The sequence below is a fragment of the Pseudomonas oligotrophica genome (assembly GCF_021726475.1).
Classification (GTDB): Bacteria; Pseudomonadota; Gammaproteobacteria; order Pseudomonadales; family Pseudomonadaceae; genus Stutzerimonas; species Stutzerimonas oligotrophica.
Genome location: NZ_JAKJRU010000008.1, coordinates 178830 through 195375, shown reverse-complemented (window position 1 = coordinate 195375; position 16546 = coordinate 178830). Strand labels below are relative to the sequence as shown.

The window sequence follows — 16546 nt, the reverse complement described above, 5'->3', positions numbered from 1 at the left end:
CGAAGCAGCGAGCTAGAGCGGCGCGACCGGACATCGGTTGGCCCTCATGAGCGCCGCCGAGGGCGCAAGGCGGCGCCGATCCCGGGCAGTCGCTCCAGCAGGCAGCGGAACAGCAGAGCCTGTGAATTTCCGCCACTCCAAGGAAACAACAACAATGACGAGCAAGCTATTCAGCATGGGGGCCATTTCACTCGCACTGTTCGCCGGCAGTGCACTGGCCGCGGTGGGCGAAGAACAGGCGGCCCGCCTGGGCAACGGCCTGACACCGGTCGGCGCCGAGCAGGCCGGCAACGCCGCCGGCACCATCCCGGCATGGACCGGCGGCCTGGCGCCAGACGCCGCCGCGGTGGACGCCAACGGCTTCGTCGGCGACCCCTTCCCCGGCGACCAGCCGAAGTTCACCATCACCGCGCAGAACTACGAGCAGTACAAGGCCAACCTGACCCCGGGTCAGATCGCCATGCTCAAGCGCTATCCGGACAGCTACCGCCTGCCGGTGTTCGAGACCCGCCGCAGCGCGGCGATGCCTGCGCACATCTACGAAGCCGCGGCGCGCAACGCGCGCACCACCAAGCTGGTGCGCGGCGGCAACGGTCTGGAGGGCTTCGACAGGGCCGTCGCCTTTCCCATCCCGCAGGATGGCCTGGAGGTGGTCTGGAACCACATCACCCGCTATCGCGGCGACTCGGCCCGCCGCGTGGTCGCCCAGGCCACGCCGCAGGTCAACGGCAGCTTCAGCCTGGTCAAGTTCGTCGACGAAGTGGTCTACACCAACAGCCTGACCGACTACGCACCGGAGAAGCACGGCAACGTGCTGTTCTACTTCAAGCAGCAGGTCACCGAACCCTCGCGCCTGGCCGGCAACGTGCTGTTGGTCCACGAGACCCTGGACCAGGTCAAGGAACCGCGCATGGCCTGGATCTACAACGCCGGCCAGCGCCGCGTGCGCCGCGCCCCGCAGGTCGCCTACGACGGCCCGGGTACCGCCGCAGACGGCCTGCGCACCTCGGACAACCTGGACATGTTCAACGGCGCGCCGGATCGCTACGACTGGAAGCTGGTCGGCAAGAAGGAGCTGTACATTCCGTACAATTCCTATCGCCTGGATTCGCCGCAGCACAAGTACGCCGACATCATCCAGCCCGGCCACATCAACCAGGACCTGACCCGCTACGAACTGCACCGCGTGTGGGAGGTGGAGGCGACGCTCAAGCAGGGTGAGCGCCACATCTACGCCAAGCGCCACTTCTTCATCGACGAGGACACCTGGCAGGCCGCGGTGATCGACCACTACGACGGCCGCGGCACGCTGTGGCGCGTGGCCGAGGCGCACAGCCAGTACATCTACAACGTGCAGGTCCCGCTGTACTCGATGGAGACGCTGTACGACCTGGTTTCCGGCCGCTACCTGGTGATGGGCATGAAGAACGAGGAGCGCAACCCCTACACCTACAACTACAAGGCCAACTCCAACCAGTACACGCCGACCGCACTGCGCAATTCCGGCGTGCGCTGAGCGTCGCCCGGAAACGATAAAGCCCGCCGGATGGCGGGCTTTTTCATGGGCGGCGAGCCGTCACTGCGCCAGCAGCTGGCCGATGCTCTGGTCGCGGAACACGCGGGTCAGCGCATCGCTCAGCACATCGCTCACCAGCTTGGTGTTGGTCTGCTCGTTGGGCGCCATGCCGAAGCGCTGGTTCAGCGAAGCACCGTAGCGGCCGTTGTAGCGGCGCCCGCCGTTCTGCACCTCGACCCGCAGGGTCGCGCCGATGTTGGCCTCGGTGACATACAGGCCTTCCTTGGGCGACTGGTACTTCAGCTCGGCCAGGGTCAGGGTCAGCTGCGGCGCGTTGTAGGCATTGGGCGAGGGGGTGAAGCCGAGCAGCCGCACCGCCGCCTCGGTCTGCGCCTGCAGCTTGGGCAGCACCTTGTTGGCGGGCACGATGATCGAGCTGGTTTCCGGGTACAGCCCACCGCGCGTGCCCAGCGCAGGCGAGGAGCGGCCGTCGACCACCCGCACCACCACCGGCTGGCCCTGGCCGACGGGGTTGATGGTGCCGGTGAGCTTGGGATCCGGATCGAGTTGCTGGGGGCTGAGCGCGCAGCCGGCCAGCGTCAGGGCACACAGGGTGAACAGGCCGAACACCAGGCGTTGCAGCATGCTGTCTTCTCCAGTTGGACGAGGAATGGGCGGCAGTATAACCATCGCCGCTGGCGCCCGACAGAGCGTGCCAGCGTCATACGATCGTCACCGGCGACTGGCATAACGCGCCCATCGAACCTGCGAGGCTGCGCCATGCCCCTGTCCCCTTTCCTGCCCCGCCGCCGGCCGCGTCGGCACTTCGCCCTGCTGGATGCGGCCGGTCGTTGCCGGATGCTGCTCAGCGCGCGCGAACATCCCGGCGAGGGCCAGTGGCACGAAGTGACCCACGCCCACCTCGGCTGGATCGGCCAGCCCTTGCCTGACGCCGCACGGATTCGCTGAAAGGCCGGACGAAAAAAAACCGCCTGGCACGCTGGTGCCAGGCGGTTCGTTCGTGGCGTCGGCGCCGGCTCGGTCAGCTGGCCAGGCCCAGGCGCTTGTCCGACAGGGCGCTGACCTCGCGGTAGGCCACCGCATCCTTCTTCAGGACGTCTTCGCGCGCCGGGAAGATCTCTTCCAGCTTGCGGCTCCAGCCTGCGGAACGGTACTGCTCGGGGAAGCAGCGCTCGAGCAGTTCGAGCATGATCGACACGGTCACCGAGGCACCCGGGGAGGCGCCGAGCAGCGCGGCGATGGAGCCATCCTTCGCTGCCACCAGCTCGGTACCGAACTGCAGGATGCCACCCTTGTTTGGGTCCTTCTTGATGATCTGCACGCGCTGCCCGGCGATCTCCAGGCGCCAGTCCTGGGCCTTGGCCTGGGGATAGAAGCCGCGCAGGGTGTTCAGGCGATCTTCCATGGACTGCATCACTTCCTTGATCAGGTAGCGGGTCAGGTCCATGTTGTCGCGCGCCACGGCGAGCATCGGGCCGATGTTGCCCGGACGCACCGACAGCGGCAGGTCGAGGAAGGAGCCGCGCTTGAGGAACTTGGTGGTGAAGCCGGCGTAGGGGCCGAACAGCAGCGAGGTCTTGCCGTCGACCACGCGGGTGTCGAGGTGCGGCACCGACATCGGCGGCGCGCCGACCGCAGCCAGGCTGTAGACCTTGGCCTGGTGCTGCTTGACGATTTCCGGGTTGTCGCAGCGCAGCCACTGGCCGCTGACCGGGAAGCCACCGAAACCCTTGCCCTCTTCGATGCCGGACATCTGCAGCAGCGGCAGGGCCGCGCCGCCGGCGCCGAGGAACACGAAGCCGGTCTGGACCTCGCGCGAGCTGCCGCTGCGGGTGTTCTTGATGTCGACCTTCCAGCCGCCGGCATTGCGCTCCAGGCCGGTGACCTTCTGGTTGTAGGAGACCGTTACGCCACCGAGCTTGCTCAGGTAGCCGAGCATCTGGTTGGTGACGGCGCCGAAGTTCACGTCGGTACCGTTGGCTGCGTAGGTGGCCGCCACCGGCTCCTGCGGATCGCGGCCGGGCATCATCAGCGGCATCCACTCGGCGAGGGTGGCACGGTCCTCGCTGTAGACCATGTCGGCGAAGGCGTGATGCTGGACGATCGCATCGAAGCGCTTCTTGAGGTAGGCGATGTCCTTGCTGCCGCGCACGAAGCTCAGGTGCGGCACGGCATTGATGAAGTCGCGGGGAGAACCGAAGCCTTCGCGGTCGGCGAGGTAGGCCCAGAACTGCTTGGACACCTCGAACTGGGTGTTGATGTGGACGGCCTTGGCGATGTCGATCGAGCCGTCCTTGCCAGCCGGGGTGTAGTTCAACTCGCAGAGTCCGGCATGACCGGTGCCGGCATTGTTCCACGGGTTGGAGCTTTCCACCGCTCCGGATTCCTGCAGCTCGACGATCTCCAGCCGCATGTTGGGGTCCAGTTCCTTGAGCAGTACCGCGAGGGTCACGCTCATGATGCCGGCCCCCACCAGCACCATGTCCACTGCTTCGCTATCGTGTTGCGTCATTAACGCGCTCTCCAGAATCACAGCATTAAACTGTCGCGACCACGGTGTGCAGCCACGTGAAACCCACCAGCCAGACGGTTGAAAACGGAGGTGCTTTCCATACCGCTGTTCGGGAACCCGTGCCCGAAAACAGGCGCATGCGTGCCTGCCAGCTGTCGGAAGGCCGGCTTTTGGCCACCTTCCATCGCGCGTCGTGCCGGAGCGGGGCCAAGCCCTGCGCTCGACGGCGCGCCTTCGCGCGAAAAACGATTGCGAACCTTTGCTACGCCACTGCCGCCCGGTTCACGGCCCGGCAGGCAACGGTCGCTGTGGTGCGGTGCTGCAGGAAGCGGATCAGCCGCGCGCGGCTTCGATCACCTCGACATAAGGCCGGGCATGACGCTGGTCGGCGATCAGATCGATGAAATCGTTGCCCTTGGCGTCACGCGCCGCGAGGTCATAGCCCGCCGCCACGAAGAACTCGACGAAGCGCTCGAAATCGTCGATTCGCAGGCCGCGGTAGGCCTTGATCAGCTTGTACAGCGAAGGGGGCGTATCGTCGGCCGGTTCCGGCGTCAGAAACAGCTTGATCGACTCGTCGGAAATCTCTTCGCCAATCACCTGCTTCTTGTCTTTACGCATCTCTTCTGCGCTCCACGGGATCTCACGGGGGCGGCAGTTTACTCCTCACGGCCGGTGCGCTCAACGCAAGTGGGCTGCTTGCGACCAAGGTCGTACACGGACGCCCCCAGACGAAGTAGGGTTAAGATCCATGAAAAAGCACTCCCGCACCGGCTGCCCCGCTGCGCACACGACAAGGAGCGTCCGGCATGAGACTTCCCCCCCTGTTCGCGGCTTTTCGCCAGTCGCTGCGCCTGGGTTACGGTGCCGAGGCCTTGCGCGGCGACCTCGCTGCCGGGCTGACGGTCGGCATCATCGCCATCCCGCTGGCCATGGCGCTGGCCATCGCGGTGGGCGTCGCGCCCCAGCACGGGCTCTACACGGTGCTGGTCGCCGCGCCGCTGATCGCCCTCACCGGCGGTTCGCGCTTCAACGTGTCCGGACCGACCGCCGCCTTCGTCGTCATCCTGCTGCCGATCACCCAGCAGTTCGGCCTCGGCGGGCTGTTGCTGTGCACCATGCTCGCCGGCGCGATCCTCATCGCCCTGGGGCTGCTGCGGGCCGGGCGGCTGATCGCCTTCATCCCCTACCCGGTCACCCTGGGCTTCACCGCCGGCATCGGCATCGTCATCGCCACCCTGCAGATCAAGGACCTGTTCGGCCTGGAGCTGGGTGCCCAGCCGCAGCACTACGTCGAACAGCTCTGGCTGCTGCTTCGCTCGCTGCCGCAGGCACGCGCGGGCGATGCGCTGGTTGCCGCGATCTGCCTGGCCGTGCTGATCCTCTGGCCACGCTGGGTGGCGAAGATCCCCGGTCACCTGGTGGCGCTGACCGTCGGTGCACTGGCGGGCCTCGCGCTGGAGGCCTTCGGCCTGCCGGTGGCCACGCTCGGCGAGCGCTTCAGCTACGAGCTCGACGGCCAGGTGCTGGCCGGCATCCCGCCGGTGCTGCCCGAGGCCGTGCTGCCCTGGCACCTGCCCGGTCCCGACGGCGCACCGCTGGCACTGTCCTACGACCTGTTTCGCCAGCTGCTCGGCCCGGCGTTCGCCATCGCCATGCTCGGCGCCATCGAGTCGCTGCTCTGCGCGGTGGTGGCCGACGGCATGACCGGCAGCAGCCACGAGCCCAACGGCGAGCTGATCGGCCAGGGCATCGGCAACCTGGTCGCGCCGCTGTTCGGTGGCATCACCGCCACCGCCGCCATCGCCCGCAGCGCGGCCAACGTGCGCGCCGGCGCCTTCTCGCCGCTGGCCGCGATCATCCATGCCGGGGTGGTGCTGCTGGCCATGCTCTGGCTGGCGCCACTGTTCAGCTACCTGCCGATGGCGGCGCTGGCGGCGCTGCTGGTGATGGTGGCCTGGAACATGAGCGAGGCGCCGCATGTGCTGCACGTGCTGCGCATCGCACCGCGCAGCGACGTGCTGGTGCTGTTGACCTGCCTGGTGCTGACCGTGCTGTTCGACATGGTGCTGGCGGTCGGCGTCGGGCTGCTGCTGGCGGCCGGCCTGTTCATCCGCCGCATGAGCGAGCTGACCGACACCACCGAACTGCCGCGCGCCCAGCGCGCCATCCTGCAGGACATGCCCGCCCACGTGGCGGCCTACGCGATCCGCGGCCCGCTGTTCTTCGGCGCCGCGGAGAAAGCGCTGAACGCGCTGCGCCGTTTCAACCCGGAGGTGCGGGTGGTGATCGTCGACATCAGCGGCGTGCCGATGCTCGACATGACCGCCCTCGCCGCGCTGGAGAACGTGCTGGTCGACTACCGCCGGCTCGGCGTGGTGCTGATCCTGAGCGGCAGCAGTGCGCCGGTGCGCCTGAAGCTGCGCCGCGCCGGCATCCATCAGCTGCCCGGCCACCTGCACCACGTGCGCGACCTGCGCCAGGCACGGGCCCTGGCCCTGCGCCTGCTGGCACCGGCGCAGGCCTGACCTGCCCCGGCGCAGCGCGGCTCAGGCGTAGTTCTGCAGGTTGGCCATCATTTCTCGCAGCGCCTCGAGGTTGTCGGCCGGATGCGCGGCGTTCTCGAAGTCACAGATGCGCTGCCAGTTGGCCGCCACGTCGTCGGCATCGAAGCCTGCGCGCGGATCGAAACCCACGCCCAGGCTGCGCTCCCAGCGCACCTTGCCCATCCAGCCGCCGCCGACCTCGAACAGACCGGCGCTGTCCTGGCACTGCTCGCTGGCCAGGTAGACCACCAGCGGGCTGACCAGCTCGGGCTTGAGCTGTTCGAAGACCTGCGGCGGGATCAGCCCCTCGGTCATCCGCGTGCCGCCGGTGGGGGCGATGGCGTTGACCAGGATGTTGCTCTTGCGTCCCTCCAGCGCCAGGGTCCGCGTCAGCCCGTACAGGCCGAGCTTGGCCATGGCGTAGTTCGACTGGCCGAAATTGCCGTAGATGCCCGAGGTCGAGGCGGTGAAGATGACCCGCCCGTAGCCCTGCTCGCGCATCAGCGGCCAGGCGGCGCGGGTGACCCGGTAGGCGCCCTCGACGTGGACGCGGTAGACCAGGTCCCAGTCGGCATCCTCCATCTTGTGGAAGGTCTTGTCGCGCAGGATGCCGGCGTTGTTCACCACCACGTCGACCCGGCCGAAGCTGTCGAGCGCCTGCTCGACGATCCGCGCGCCCTCGGTCACCGAGTCGTGGCTGGCCACCGCCGTGCCGCCGGCCTGGCGGATCTCCTCGACCACGCGGTCGGCGGCGCTGCTGCTGGCGCCTTCGCCCTGGGCAGTGCCGCCCAGGTCGTTGACCACCACCCGGGCACCGTGTCGGGCGAAGGCCAGGGCATGCGCCCGACCCAAGCCGCCGCCGGCCCCGGTCACGATGACCACCCTGTCCTCGAAGCGAATGGCTTGCGACATTGATGACTCCTCAACCTGCGATGAAAGTGCCAGGGAGTGTCGGCCCACCCCGCGCCGCCGGACAACAAGGCTGCCGGTGCTGAATGCCCCGGCATAACGGCGCGGGATGCCGCTCAGAAAATGAGCACCACACCGCAGGCCGCGCCGGCTGTGGCCGGGCGCGATTGTTCACGAGCTTATCCACAGATTCATCGACAGCTTCTGAGGATAACCGAATCCGGCAGGAGCGTCCGGCGTCGCCGACAGCCCCTAACGTCCCTCTCTAGCACGGGCCTCGGCGCATCGATCAGAAAACGCTCAGCGCGCTGCAAGCCACGGCCTGCCGGCGCTCGCAGCAACTGCCCAAACGTTATCCACAGAGCGATCCACGGTTTCACTGGATAAATGCGTCGACCCTATCGGCACCATGCAAGAAAGCAACGGGCACGTCTCGCTGCCCTGCTCTAGGCTTGCTTTCGTAGCCAACCGGAAAGGAGCAGCACCATGTTCAGCTACGCAATGTTCGAGCAGCTGCTGGCCGACTACGCGCTCGCCTTCGGCAGCTGACCGCCACGCCCTGGCCCCGGCACGCCAGGCAGGCTACCCTGCCCGGCCCCTTCACTTGCCGGAGCCTGCCATGGCCTTGAAGTCGATCTGCGTGTTCTGCGGCGCCAGCACGGGCGCCAATCCCCTCTACCGCGAGGCTGCCGCCGCCATGGGCCGGAGCCTCGCCGAACGCGGCATGACGCTGGTCTACGGCGGCGGAGCGGTCGGCCTGATGGGCGTGGTCGCCGACGCCGCCCTGGCCGCCGGCGGCCAGGTCATCGGCATCATCCCGCAGTCGCTCAAGGATGCCGAGATCGGCCATCCGGGCCTCACCCGGCTGGAGGTAGTCGACGGCATGCACGCACGCAAGGCCCGCATGGCCGAGCTGGCCGACGCCTTCGTCGCCCTGCCGGGCGGCCTGGGCACCCTGGAAGAGCTGTTCGAGGTCTGGACCTGGGGCCAGCTGGGCTACCACGCCAAACCGCTCGGGCTGCTGGATGTCGGCGGTTTCTATGCCGGGCTCGGGCAGTTCCTCGACCACCTGGTCGAGGAAGGTTTCGTCCGCGCGCAGTACCGCGAGATGCTCCAGCGCGAGGCCACGCCTGAGGCCCTGCTCGAGCGCCTCGAGGCGTGGCAGCCGAGCGTCGCGGCGAAGTGGAGCGCGCGCGCGCCGCGCTGACGCCGTTGTACGAAAAACGAGCGACGCGCTGCAGGCCGGGGCCGGCGCGGGCCCGGCCAGTCGATCCCGCGGTTATCCACAGCTCGGCCCACAAGAATGCTGGATAACTGCGCCGCGGCTGGACAAAAAACGTACGAAGCTCGAGAAGCCGCGCGGCGCGGGGCCCACAGCGGGTCTTCCCCGGGTTATGCACAGACTGAATAACAGCCACTGGGGATAACGAACTCCTCGCTCGCCATGCGCTCCATTGAGGTGAGCCCTGCCTATTGGAGACCTGCCATGAGCTGGCTGGCCCTGACCCTGGTGACCTTCGCCTGCTTCGCCCTGGTGTTCTGGGTCAAGCAGCGGCAGTCGCGCCATCCGGCCCTGCAGTTTCCCTATCGCCTGCGCACGCCGCTGCTGGATGCGCCCGATCGCGAGCTGTTCGCGACCCTGCAGGCGCTGCTGGCCGAGCGCTACCTTGTGCTGCCGGGCGTGCCGCTGTCGGAACTGGTCGAGATCACCGCCCTGCCCGGCCGGACGCCCTGGTACCAGGCGCGCAACCGCCTGCTCGGGCAGCATGTCGACTTCCTGCTGGTGCGCCGGCCGGAGTTCACACCGGTCGCCGCGATCCTGCTCGACGCCGAGCAGGACGCCTTTGTCGAAGCGCTGTTCGTAGCGCTCGGCCTCCCCCTGATCCGCCTCGAGCGCGAGCGGGCGCAGGCCTTCGGCCAGGTGCAGCAGGCGCTTGCCGACGCCGGCCTCCATTGATCGCAGCGACAGGACGATGCTGCCCCCGCGCGGTCGAACGGACGCTCGCCTGGCGAGCGCCCCCATCAACCTGCCGGAGAAAAACAATGTTCAAGCATTCATTGCTCGCCTGCGCCCTCGGCCTGGCGCTACCGGGCCTCGCCCAGGCACAAGCACAACCGCAGGCCTGCCAGCAGGTCACCGAGAAGGACATCGAGGCGCTCTTCGTGCGCTGGAACGATGACCTGCAGAGCGGTGACCCGCAGAAGGTCGTGGAGAACTATGCCGAGCAGTCGCTGCTGCTGCCGACCCTGTCCAACACCCCCAGGGAAACGGCGCAGGCCAAGGCCGACTACTTCCAGCATTTCCTCGCCGGCAAGCCGGACGGGGCGGTGGATTCGCGGATGATCCAGATCGACTGCAACACCGCCGTGGATGCCGGCCTCTACACCTTCAGCTTCGCCGATGGGCGCCGGGTGCAGGCACGCTACACCTTCACCTACAAGTGGTTTCCCAAGCAGGAGCAATGGCTGATCACCAGCCACCATTCCTCGGCCATGCCCGAGCCGCAGCAGGCGCAGCGCTAAAGGCCGCGCGGCCGATAGCACTGTCGCCGCCGGGCGTGGTAGGGGATACTGCGCCCGTTCCGTGCCGCTGCCGCCCTCTGCCGATGTCGTTCAAGTCCCGCCTGCTGCCCCTGATCGAGCTGGGTACCCGCCTGGTCAAGCGCTACCCCGGGCTGGTCGCGCTGTTCGGCTTCGGCTCGGGCGTCGCCAGCTTCCTGCTGGTCGAGCGCCAGGCCGGGCTGGCCAAATTCATCGCCCTGGTGATGCTGGTCAGCTGGACCTGGCTGGTGCTGGAGAACACCCTGCGGCGCCGGCTGCGCCGCTGGTTCGGCTGGTCGATCCCGCGCCCGCTGCTGCGCTATGCGACGCAGATGGTCCACCAGGAAAGCCTGTTCTTCATCATCCCCTTCTTCGTCGTGACCACCACCTGGAACAGCGGCCAGGCGCTGTTCACCGGCCTGCTCGGCCTGGCGGCGCTGGTCTCGCTGATCGACCCGCTGTACTACCGCTGGCTGGCGCCCCGGCGCTGGCTGTACCTGGGCTTTCACGCGCTGACGCTGTTCGCCGTGCTGCTCACCGCGCTGCCGATCATCCTGCACCTGAGCACCCCGCAGAGCTACCGCCTGGCACTCGCCGTGGCCGTGCTGCTGGCGCTGCCGAGCCTGCTCGAACTCTTCGCGCGCCGCGGCTGGCGCAATCTGCTGATGCTCGTCGTACTGGCGGTGGCGATCGCCGCACTCGGCTGGTTCGGCCGGACCTGGGTACCGCCGGCGACCCTCTGGCTCACCGAGGTCGCGGTGACCACCAGCCTGGACAACAGTCGCCGCGAGCCCGGCCAGCGCGTGCGTCGCCTGAGCGGCGCCGAACTGCGCAACAGCGGCCTGTATGCCTACACCGCGATCAATGCGCCGCGCGGCCTGAAGGAGCGCATCTACCACGAGTGGCTGCACGAGGGGCGCCAGGTGGACCGCATCGCCCTGGAGATCAGTGGCGGCCGCCAGGCCGGTTATCGCGCCTGGAGCCACAAGCGCAATTTCCCCGCCGAGGTCGGCGGCAAATGGCGGGTGCGGGTGGTCACCGAAGCCGGGCAGATGATCGGCATGCTGCGCTTCGAGGTCGACGACTAAGCCGCGCAGCGAACCCCCGGGCCCGGGTGCCACTCCATAGCAGAAACCACCCGAGGGTTACCGGATGGATGCCTGGCAGATCATCCTCGCCACCGTTGCCGCCGAGTTCTCCGACCTGCCCGACCTGCGCGAGGCCACCCGCGTCAGCACGCGCCTGCTGGTCGCCGCCCTGCTCGGCGGCCTGCTCGGCTACGAGCGCGAACTCAAGCGCAAGGCCGCCGGCCTGCGCACGCACATGCTGGTGGCCCTGGGCGCCGCGCTGTTCGTGCTGGTGCCGCTGCAGGCCGGGGTGGCGAAGGCGGACATCACCCGGGTCATGCAGGGCATCATCACCGGGATCGGCTTCCTCGGCGCCGGCACCATCCTCAAGGGCAGCTCGTTCGACGACGTCAAGGGCCTGACCACCGCGGCCGGCATCTGGCTGACCTCCGCCATCGGTGTCGCCGCAGGCCTCGGCCACGAGGCGACGGCAGCGCTCAGCACCCTGCTGGCGCTGGCGGTGTTGCGCAGCATGCCGCTGCTCGAGCGGCGTATCGCTGCGCGTGCGGCACGCCGCCGGCGGGCCATGCACGGCCCGGCCGGCGAACCATGCCGATCGAGCGACAGTCGTAACAAGGACGAGCCTCCGGACGCCGGTGTCTGACGGAGGCGCAGACCAGGCGAGGAGGTGGACGATGCCACGCGGCGACAAATCCAAGTACACCGACAAGCAGAAGCGCAAGGCCGAGCATATCGAGCAGAGCTACGAGGCCCGCGGTGTCCCCGAGCAGGAGGCCGAGGCGCGCGCCTGGGCCACGGTCAACAAGCAGTCCGGCGGCGGCGAGCGGCCGGGCGGCTCCGGGCGCGGCAAGAGCGCCACGGCCAAGCGCGCCGACCGCAAGGATTCGGCCGACCGGGCCGCGCAGGCGCGCCAGGGGCATTCGCCCAACCGCGGCTCGGCACGCGGCCGCGCGGGCGCCAGGAGCACTTCGCTGAGCGACATGACCCGCGACGAGCTGATCGCCAAGGCCCGCGAGAAGGACATTCGTGGCCGCTCGAAGATGCGCAAGGCCGAATTGATCGAGGCGCTGGGCCGATGAACGATCCCGAGCAGCCGGCCCCCGCGCCCGAGCGCAAGGAGCCCGGCCAGCCGATTCCGGTCGACGAGCCGGAAACCGGCGAAGAGCCGGAGCAGAAGGTCGGCAAAACTTTCCGCCGGCCGTCCGATCACAACTAGCGGGCAACCGCACGAGCCCGGAATACCAAGGAGAGCCTGATGAGCTATGTACAACTGAGCGACAAGCAAACCCTGCGCGAACGTGCGCGCCAGCATGTGGAAAACGGTGCGGTCACCGAGAGCTACTCGGCCGACCGCGAGGTGGTGATCGGCCTGCTCAACGAAGCGCTGGCCACCGAACTGGTCTGCTACCTGCGCTACAAGCGCCACTACTACATGGCCACCGGCCTCCGGGCCAGCGTGGCGGCCGACGAGTTCCTCGAGCATGCCAATCAGGAGCAGGAGCACGCCGACCGCCTGGCCGAGCGCATCGTGCAGCTGGGCGGTGAACCGGACTTCAACCCGGACAGCCTGACCGAACGCGCCCACGCGCAATATGCCGAGGGCAACGGCCTGCGCGACATGGTCTTCGAGAACCTGGTCGCCGAGCGCATCGCCATCGACAGCTACCGCGAGATCGTGCAGTACCTGGGCGACAAGGACCCGACCACCCGGCGCATCTTCGAAGACATCCTCGCCCAGGAGGAAGAGCACGCCGACGACCTGGCCGGCCTGCTCGATGGCATGAACTGATCCAGGTCCCCGCCCGGCCCGGCCTGCTTGCGCCTGTCCGGGCTACTGGCCGCGGCGATAAAAAAAGCCACCCGAGGGTGGCTTGAAAAAACTAGGAAGAGAGGTATTGCTCAGCCGGCTGCCGCCGGGCGCATGTAGGAGATCGGTGCGGTCTGTGCATCCTCGAACGTGACCAGCTCCCACGCATCCTTCTGGGCCATCAGGGTGCGTAGCAGGCGGTTGTTCAGCGCATGGCCGGATTTGTAGCCGCGGAATTCGCCGATCAGGCTGGTGCCCAGCAAGTAGAGGTCACCGATGGCATCGAGAATCTTGTGCTTGACGAACTCGTCCTCGTAACGCAGGCCGTCTTCGTTCAGTACACGGTTCTCATCGACCACGATGGCGTTCTCGACACTGCCGCCCAAGGCCAGGTTGTGCGAACGCAGGAACTCGATGTCGCGCATGAACCCGAAGGTCCGCGCACGGCTCACTTCCTTGACGAAGGACGTGCTGGAGAAATCCACGCTGGCAGTCTGGGTGCGGCCCTTGAACACCGGATGGTCGAAGTCGATCTCGAAGCTCACCTTGAAGCCGTCGAACGGCAGGAAGGTCGCACGCTTGTCGCCCTCCTCGACGGTGACTTCGCGCTTGATGCGAATGAACTTCTTGGGGGCGTCCTGCTCCTGCAGGCCGGCGGATTGAATCAGGAAAACGAAGGGACCCGCGCTCCCGTCCATGATCGGCACTTCCGAGGCGGAAAGCTCGACGCAGGCGTTGTCGATGCCCAGCCCGGCCATGGCCGACAGCAGATGCTCCACGGTGTCGACCTTGACGTCGCCATTGACCAGCGTCGTGGACATGGTGGTTTCACCGACATTCTCGGCCCGCGCGGGAATCTCGACGGGCGGGTTGAGGTCGGTACGGCAGAACACGATGCCGGTATCCACGGGAGCCGGCTTCAGGGTGAGATAGACCTTCTCGCCCGAATGCAGGCCGACGCCCGTGGCGCGGATGATGTTCTTGAGGGTGCGTTGTCTGATCATGGCCTTCGCTTCGCTAGCACTAGTTGCGAATAGTTTTCAACAAGTGGCGCCGATAATAGCAGATGCCACCTTTGATGAATACTAATCACACTCATAGCGCCAATAACCTAAATCAATCAGCCTGGCGACGCAGGAAAGCCGGGATGTCGAGATAGTCCAGATCCTCCTGGGGGTTGAGCTTGGCTGCGGTGGCGGCCGCATGCGCCTGATTGCGCATCACGGTCGGACGCTCCAGATCGCGATAGTTGACGGTGGCCTGCTCCTGTCGCGGCGCCGGCGTGGATACCGGGGCGGAGACGCTCTGCATGGTGTTGTCGACGACCTTGACCGGCTTGTCGTTGCGCGAGCCGAGGCCGGTGGCGACCACAGTGACGTGCAGTTCGTCGCGCATGTCGGGATCGATCACCGCGCCAACCTTGACGGTGGCTTCGTCGGAGGCGAAGGCCTCGATGATCTCGCCGACTGCGGCGTACTCGCCCAGCGAGAGGTCCAGACCAGCGGTGATATTGACCAGAATGCCACGCGCGCCCTGCAGGTTGACGTCCTCGAGCAGCGGGTTGCGGATCGCCGCCTCGGTCGCCTCGCGTGCGCGGTTCGGGCCGGTGGCGCTGCCGGTGCCCATCATCGCCATGCCCATCTCGCCCATGACGGTCTTCACGTCGGCGAAGTCGACGTTCATCAGGCCCGGACGCTGCATGATGTCGGAGATGCCGCGTACCGCGCCGGACAGCACGTCGTCAGCCTTGGCGAAGGCGGACAGCAGGCTGGCGTCCTTGCCGAGGATGGTCAGCAGCTTCTCGTTGGGGATGGTGATCAGCGAGTCGACGCACTCGGACAGCGCGCGAATGCCCTCGTCGGCCACCTGCATGCGGCGACGGCCCTCGAAGGGGAACGGACGGGTGACCACGGCGACGGTCAGGATGCCCATTTCCTTGGCGACCGAAGCGATGATCGGGGCCGCACCGGTACCGGTACCACCGCCCATGCCGGTGGTGATGAACACCATGTCGGCGCCCTGCAGCACTTCGGCGATGCGCTCGCGATCCTCCATCGCGGCCTGGCGGCCGATTTCCGGGTTGGTGCCGGCGCCCAGGCCTTTGGTGATGGCCGAGCCGAGCTGCAGAACGGTGCGCGCTTCGATCTTCTTGAGTGCCTGAGCATCGGTGTTGGCACAGATGAATTCGACGCCTTCGACGTTGTTGCGCACCATGTGGTTGACGGCATTGCCGCCGCCACCACCAACGCCGATGACCTTGATGACTGCACTTTGTGGGGTATGGTCTACCAGTTCGAACATTTCCCTCTCTCCTTCCAGCTTTCTAGTTTTGGTTTACTGCGCGTTGCTCAGAAATTGCCCTGGACCCAGCTCTTGAAGCGGTCCAGGACAGACGTCTTGTTTTCCTCGGCATAGCTGCTGCCACTGCCGGGAACGACCACGCCGTCGGCCTGTTTCTGCAGCCCGTAGAGCAGCAGCCCGACGCCGGTCGAATAGATAGGGTTGCGCACCACGTCGCTCAGGCCCTTGACCGTATGCGGCACGCCCAGGCGCACCGGCATGTGGAAGATTTCTTCGGCCAGGTCGACGGCGCCTTCCATCTTCGCGGTGCCACCGGTCAGCACGATGCCGGCCGGTATCAGGTCCTCGTAGCCGCTGCGGCGCAGCTCGGCCTGGATCAGGGTGAACAGCTCGTCGTAGCGCGGCTCGACCACCTCGGCCAGGGCCTGGCGGGACAGTTCGCGCGGCGGGCGGTCGCCGACGCTCGGCACCTTGATGGTCTCGCCGGCACCGGCCAGCTTGGCCAGTGCGCAGGCGTAGCGGATCTTGATTTCCTCGGCGTACTGGGTCGGCGTGCGCAGTGCCATGGCGATGTCGTTGGTGACCTGGTCGCCGGCGATCGGGATCACCGCGGTATGCCGGATCGAGCCTTCGGTGAAGATGCAGATGTCGGTGGTGCCGCCACCGATGTCCACCAGGCAGACGCCCAGTTCCTTCTCGTCCTCGGTCAGCACCGCATGGGCCGAGGCCAGTTGCTCGAGGATGATGTCGTCCACCTCCAGGCCGCAGCGGCGCACGCATTTCTCGACGTTCTGCGCGGCGTTCACTGCGCAGGTCACCACGTGCACCTTGGCCTCCAGGCGCACGCCGGACATGCCCAGCGGCTCGCGCACGCCTTCCTGGTTGTCGATGACGTAGTCCTGCGGCAGGGTGTGCAGCACGCGCTGGTCCGCCGGGATCGCCACCGCCTGCGCGGCATCGAGCACGCGCTCGAGGTCCGCGGTGCTGACCTCGCGGTCGCGGATGGCGACGATGCCGTGGGAGTTCAGGCTGCGGATGTGGTTGCCCGCCAGGCCGACGAACGCCGAATGGATGCGGCAGCCAGCCATCAGCTGGGCCTCCTCGATTGCGCGCTGGATCGACTGCACGGTGGACTCGATGTTCACCACCACGCCCTTCTTCAGGCCGCGCGAGGGGTGCGTACCGATGCCGACGATTTCCAGTTCCCCGTCGGCGGTCACCTCGCCCACCAGCGCCACCACCTTGGAAGTGCCGATGTCCAGGCCGACGATCATCTTGCCGCTTTGCACGCTAGACATGTGTCTC

At 67.2% G+C, this 16546-nt stretch carries 18 protein-coding genes; 11 read left to right on the top strand and 7 right to left on the bottom strand.

What is annotated here, in order from left to right:
- Positions 1-154 precede the first annotated feature (154 nt).
- A complete protein-coding gene (locus tag L3N39_RS17190) occupies positions 155-1516 on the top strand; it encodes a DUF1329 domain-containing protein (protein WP_237258642.1) in 1362 nt (453 codons plus the stop codon).
- A gap of 60 nt (positions 1517-1576) precedes the next feature.
- On the opposite strand, the gene L3N39_RS17185 is transcribed toward L3N39_RS17190, so the two are convergent.
- Positions 1577-2161 carry a YajG family lipoprotein gene (locus tag L3N39_RS17185; RefSeq protein ID WP_237258641.1) on the bottom strand — a complete coding sequence of 195 codons (585 nt, stop codon included), beginning with the start codon at positions 2159-2161 and terminating at the stop codon, positions 1577-1579.
- A gap of 135 nt (positions 2162-2296) precedes the next feature.
- On the opposite strand from L3N39_RS17185, the gene L3N39_RS17180 reads away from it, so the two are divergent.
- Positions 2297-2485 (top strand): hypothetical protein, encoded by a 189-nt coding sequence (locus L3N39_RS17180; protein ID WP_237258640.1) that lies wholly within the window; start codon positions 2297-2299, stop codon positions 2483-2485.
- A 73-nt stretch (positions 2486-2558) separates the two neighbouring features.
- Here L3N39_RS17180 and mqo read toward each other — a convergent pair whose 3' ends face one another.
- Together mqo and L3N39_RS17170 are read right to left on the bottom strand one after the other, a co-directional pair.
- Positions 2559-4064 carry a malate dehydrogenase (quinone) gene (gene mqo, locus L3N39_RS17175; RefSeq protein ID WP_284691954.1) on the bottom strand — a complete coding sequence of 502 codons (1506 nt, stop codon included), beginning with the start codon at positions 4062-4064 and terminating at the stop codon, positions 2559-2561.
- 318 nt (positions 4065-4382) lie between these two features.
- On the bottom strand, positions 4383-4670 hold the full coding sequence (locus L3N39_RS17170; protein WP_237258638.1) for a PA4642 family protein: 288 nt from the start codon (positions 4668-4670) through the stop codon (positions 4383-4385).
- 188 nt (positions 4671-4858) lie between these two features.
- On the opposite strand from L3N39_RS17170, the gene dauA reads away from it, so the two are divergent.
- Positions 4859-6577, top strand: a complete 1719-nt coding sequence (gene dauA / locus L3N39_RS17165; protein ID WP_237258637.1) for a C4-dicarboxylic acid transporter DauA — start codon at positions 4859-4861, stop codon at positions 6575-6577.
- A gap of 21 nt (positions 6578-6598) precedes the next feature.
- On the opposite strand, the gene L3N39_RS17160 is transcribed toward dauA, so the two are convergent.
- Positions 6599-7507 (bottom strand): SDR family oxidoreductase, encoded by a 909-nt coding sequence (locus L3N39_RS17160; protein ID WP_237258636.1) that lies wholly within the window; start codon positions 7505-7507, stop codon positions 6599-6601.
- A gap of 616 nt (positions 7508-8123) precedes the next feature.
- Here L3N39_RS17160 and L3N39_RS17155 point away from each other — a divergent pair.
- The 8 genes from L3N39_RS17155 to L3N39_RS17120 all read left to right on the top strand — a co-directional run bounded on the left by L3N39_RS17155 (position 8124) and on the right by L3N39_RS17120 (position 12922).
- Positions 8124-8711, top strand: coding sequence for a cytokinin riboside 5'-monophosphate phosphoribohydrolase (locus L3N39_RS17155; RefSeq protein WP_237258635.1), 588 nt, complete (start codon positions 8124-8126; stop codon positions 8709-8711).
- A gap of 279 nt (positions 8712-8990) precedes the next feature.
- Positions 8991-9461, top strand: coding sequence for a DUF2726 domain-containing protein (locus L3N39_RS17150; RefSeq protein ID WP_237258634.1), 471 nt, complete (start codon positions 8991-8993; stop codon positions 9459-9461).
- 86 nt (positions 9462-9547) lie between these two features.
- The gene (locus L3N39_RS17145) at positions 9548-10027 is read left to right on the top strand and encodes an SgcJ/EcaC family oxidoreductase (RefSeq protein WP_237258633.1); all 480 of its coding nucleotides are present in this window, start codon (positions 9548-9550) and stop codon (positions 10025-10027) included.
- Between the two features lie 83 nt (positions 10028-10110).
- Complete coding sequence (locus L3N39_RS17140) at positions 10111-11133, top strand: DUF5924 family protein (RefSeq protein ID WP_237258632.1); 1023 nt, start codon at positions 10111-10113, stop codon at positions 11131-11133.
- A gap of 64 nt (positions 11134-11197) precedes the next feature.
- Positions 11198-11776, top strand: coding sequence for an MgtC/SapB family protein (locus L3N39_RS17135; RefSeq protein ID WP_237258631.1), 579 nt, complete (start codon positions 11198-11200; stop codon positions 11774-11776).
- Positions 11777-11807: 31 nt separating this feature from the next.
- Positions 11808-12212, top strand: coding sequence for a Rho termination factor N-terminal domain-containing protein (locus L3N39_RS17130; RefSeq protein ID WP_237258630.1), 405 nt, complete (start codon positions 11808-11810; stop codon positions 12210-12212).
- Entirely contained in the window at positions 12209-12349 is a 141-nt protein-coding gene (locus L3N39_RS17125; protein ID WP_237258629.1) for a hypothetical protein, read from the top strand. Before L3N39_RS17130 ends, L3N39_RS17125 begins: the two co-directional genes overlap by 4 nt.
- 39 nt (positions 12350-12388) lie before the next feature.
- A complete protein-coding gene (locus L3N39_RS17120) occupies positions 12389-12922 on the top strand; it encodes a ferritin-like domain-containing protein (protein WP_237258628.1) in 534 nt (177 codons plus the stop codon).
- Positions 12923-13032: 110 nt separating this feature from the next.
- On the opposite strand, the gene lpxC is transcribed toward L3N39_RS17120, so the two are convergent.
- The 3 genes from lpxC to ftsA form a co-directional block, all read right to left on the bottom strand.
- Positions 13033-13944 (bottom strand): UDP-3-O-acyl-N-acetylglucosamine deacetylase, encoded by a 912-nt coding sequence (gene lpxC / locus L3N39_RS17115; RefSeq protein WP_237258627.1) that lies wholly within the window; start codon positions 13942-13944, stop codon positions 13033-13035.
- A gap of 112 nt (positions 13945-14056) precedes the next feature.
- On the bottom strand, positions 14057-15241 hold the full coding sequence (gene ftsZ / locus L3N39_RS17110) for a cell division protein FtsZ (protein WP_237258626.1): 1185 nt from the start codon (positions 15239-15241) through the stop codon (positions 14057-14059).
- A gap of 47 nt (positions 15242-15288) precedes the next feature.
- Entirely contained in the window at positions 15289-16539 is a 1251-nt protein-coding gene (gene ftsA, locus L3N39_RS17105; protein ID WP_237258625.1) for a cell division protein FtsA, read from the bottom strand.
- Positions 16540-16546: the final 7 nt, after the last annotated feature.

What these genes read in the sequence shown, in the direction of transcription:
- L3N39_RS17190 (WP_237258642.1), top strand. Translation starts at nt 155, where the DNA reads ATGACGAGCAAGCTATTCAGCATGGGGGCCATTTCACTCGCACTGTTC.
- L3N39_RS17185 (WP_237258641.1), bottom strand. Translation starts at nt 2,161, where the DNA reads ATGCTGCAACGCCTGGTGTTCGGCCTGTTCACCCTGTGTGCCCTGACG.
- L3N39_RS17180 (WP_237258640.1), top strand. Translation starts at nt 2,297, where the DNA reads ATGCCCCTGTCCCCTTTCCTGCCCCGCCGCCGGCCGCGTCGGCACTTC.
- L3N39_RS17170 (WP_237258638.1), bottom strand. Translation starts at nt 4,670, where the DNA reads ATGCGTAAAGACAAGAAGCAGGTGATTGGCGAAGAGATTTCCGACGAG.
- dauA (WP_237258637.1), top strand. Translation starts at nt 4,859, where the DNA reads ATGAGACTTCCCCCCCTGTTCGCGGCTTTTCGCCAGTCGCTGCGCCTG.
- L3N39_RS17160 (WP_237258636.1), bottom strand. Translation starts at nt 7,507, where the DNA reads ATGTCGCAAGCCATTCGCTTCGAGGACAGGGTGGTCATCGTGACCGGG.
- L3N39_RS17155 (WP_237258635.1), top strand. Translation starts at nt 8,124, where the DNA reads ATGGCCTTGAAGTCGATCTGCGTGTTCTGCGGCGCCAGCACGGGCGCC.
- L3N39_RS17150 (WP_237258634.1), top strand. Translation starts at nt 8,991, where the DNA reads ATGAGCTGGCTGGCCCTGACCCTGGTGACCTTCGCCTGCTTCGCCCTG.
- L3N39_RS17145 (WP_237258633.1), top strand. Translation starts at nt 9,548, where the DNA reads ATGTTCAAGCATTCATTGCTCGCCTGCGCCCTCGGCCTGGCGCTACCG.
- L3N39_RS17140 (WP_237258632.1), top strand. Translation starts at nt 10,111, where the DNA reads ATGTCGTTCAAGTCCCGCCTGCTGCCCCTGATCGAGCTGGGTACCCGC.
- L3N39_RS17135 (WP_237258631.1), top strand. Translation starts at nt 11,198, where the DNA reads ATGGATGCCTGGCAGATCATCCTCGCCACCGTTGCCGCCGAGTTCTCC.
- L3N39_RS17130 (WP_237258630.1), top strand. Translation starts at nt 11,808, where the DNA reads ATGCCACGCGGCGACAAATCCAAGTACACCGACAAGCAGAAGCGCAAG.
- L3N39_RS17125 (WP_237258629.1), top strand. Translation starts at nt 12,209, where the DNA reads ATGAACGATCCCGAGCAGCCGGCCCCCGCGCCCGAGCGCAAGGAGCCC.
- L3N39_RS17120 (WP_237258628.1), top strand. Translation starts at nt 12,389, where the DNA reads ATGAGCTATGTACAACTGAGCGACAAGCAAACCCTGCGCGAACGTGCG.
- lpxC (WP_237258627.1), bottom strand. Translation starts at nt 13,944, where the DNA reads ATGATCAGACAACGCACCCTCAAGAACATCATCCGCGCCACGGGCGTC.
- ftsZ (WP_237258626.1), bottom strand. Translation starts at nt 15,241, where the DNA reads ATGTTCGAACTGGTAGACCATACCCCACAAAGTGCAGTCATCAAGGTC.
- ftsA (WP_237258625.1), bottom strand. Translation starts at nt 16,539, where the DNA reads ATGTCTAGCGTGCAAAGCGGCAAGATGATCGTCGGCCTGGACATCGGC.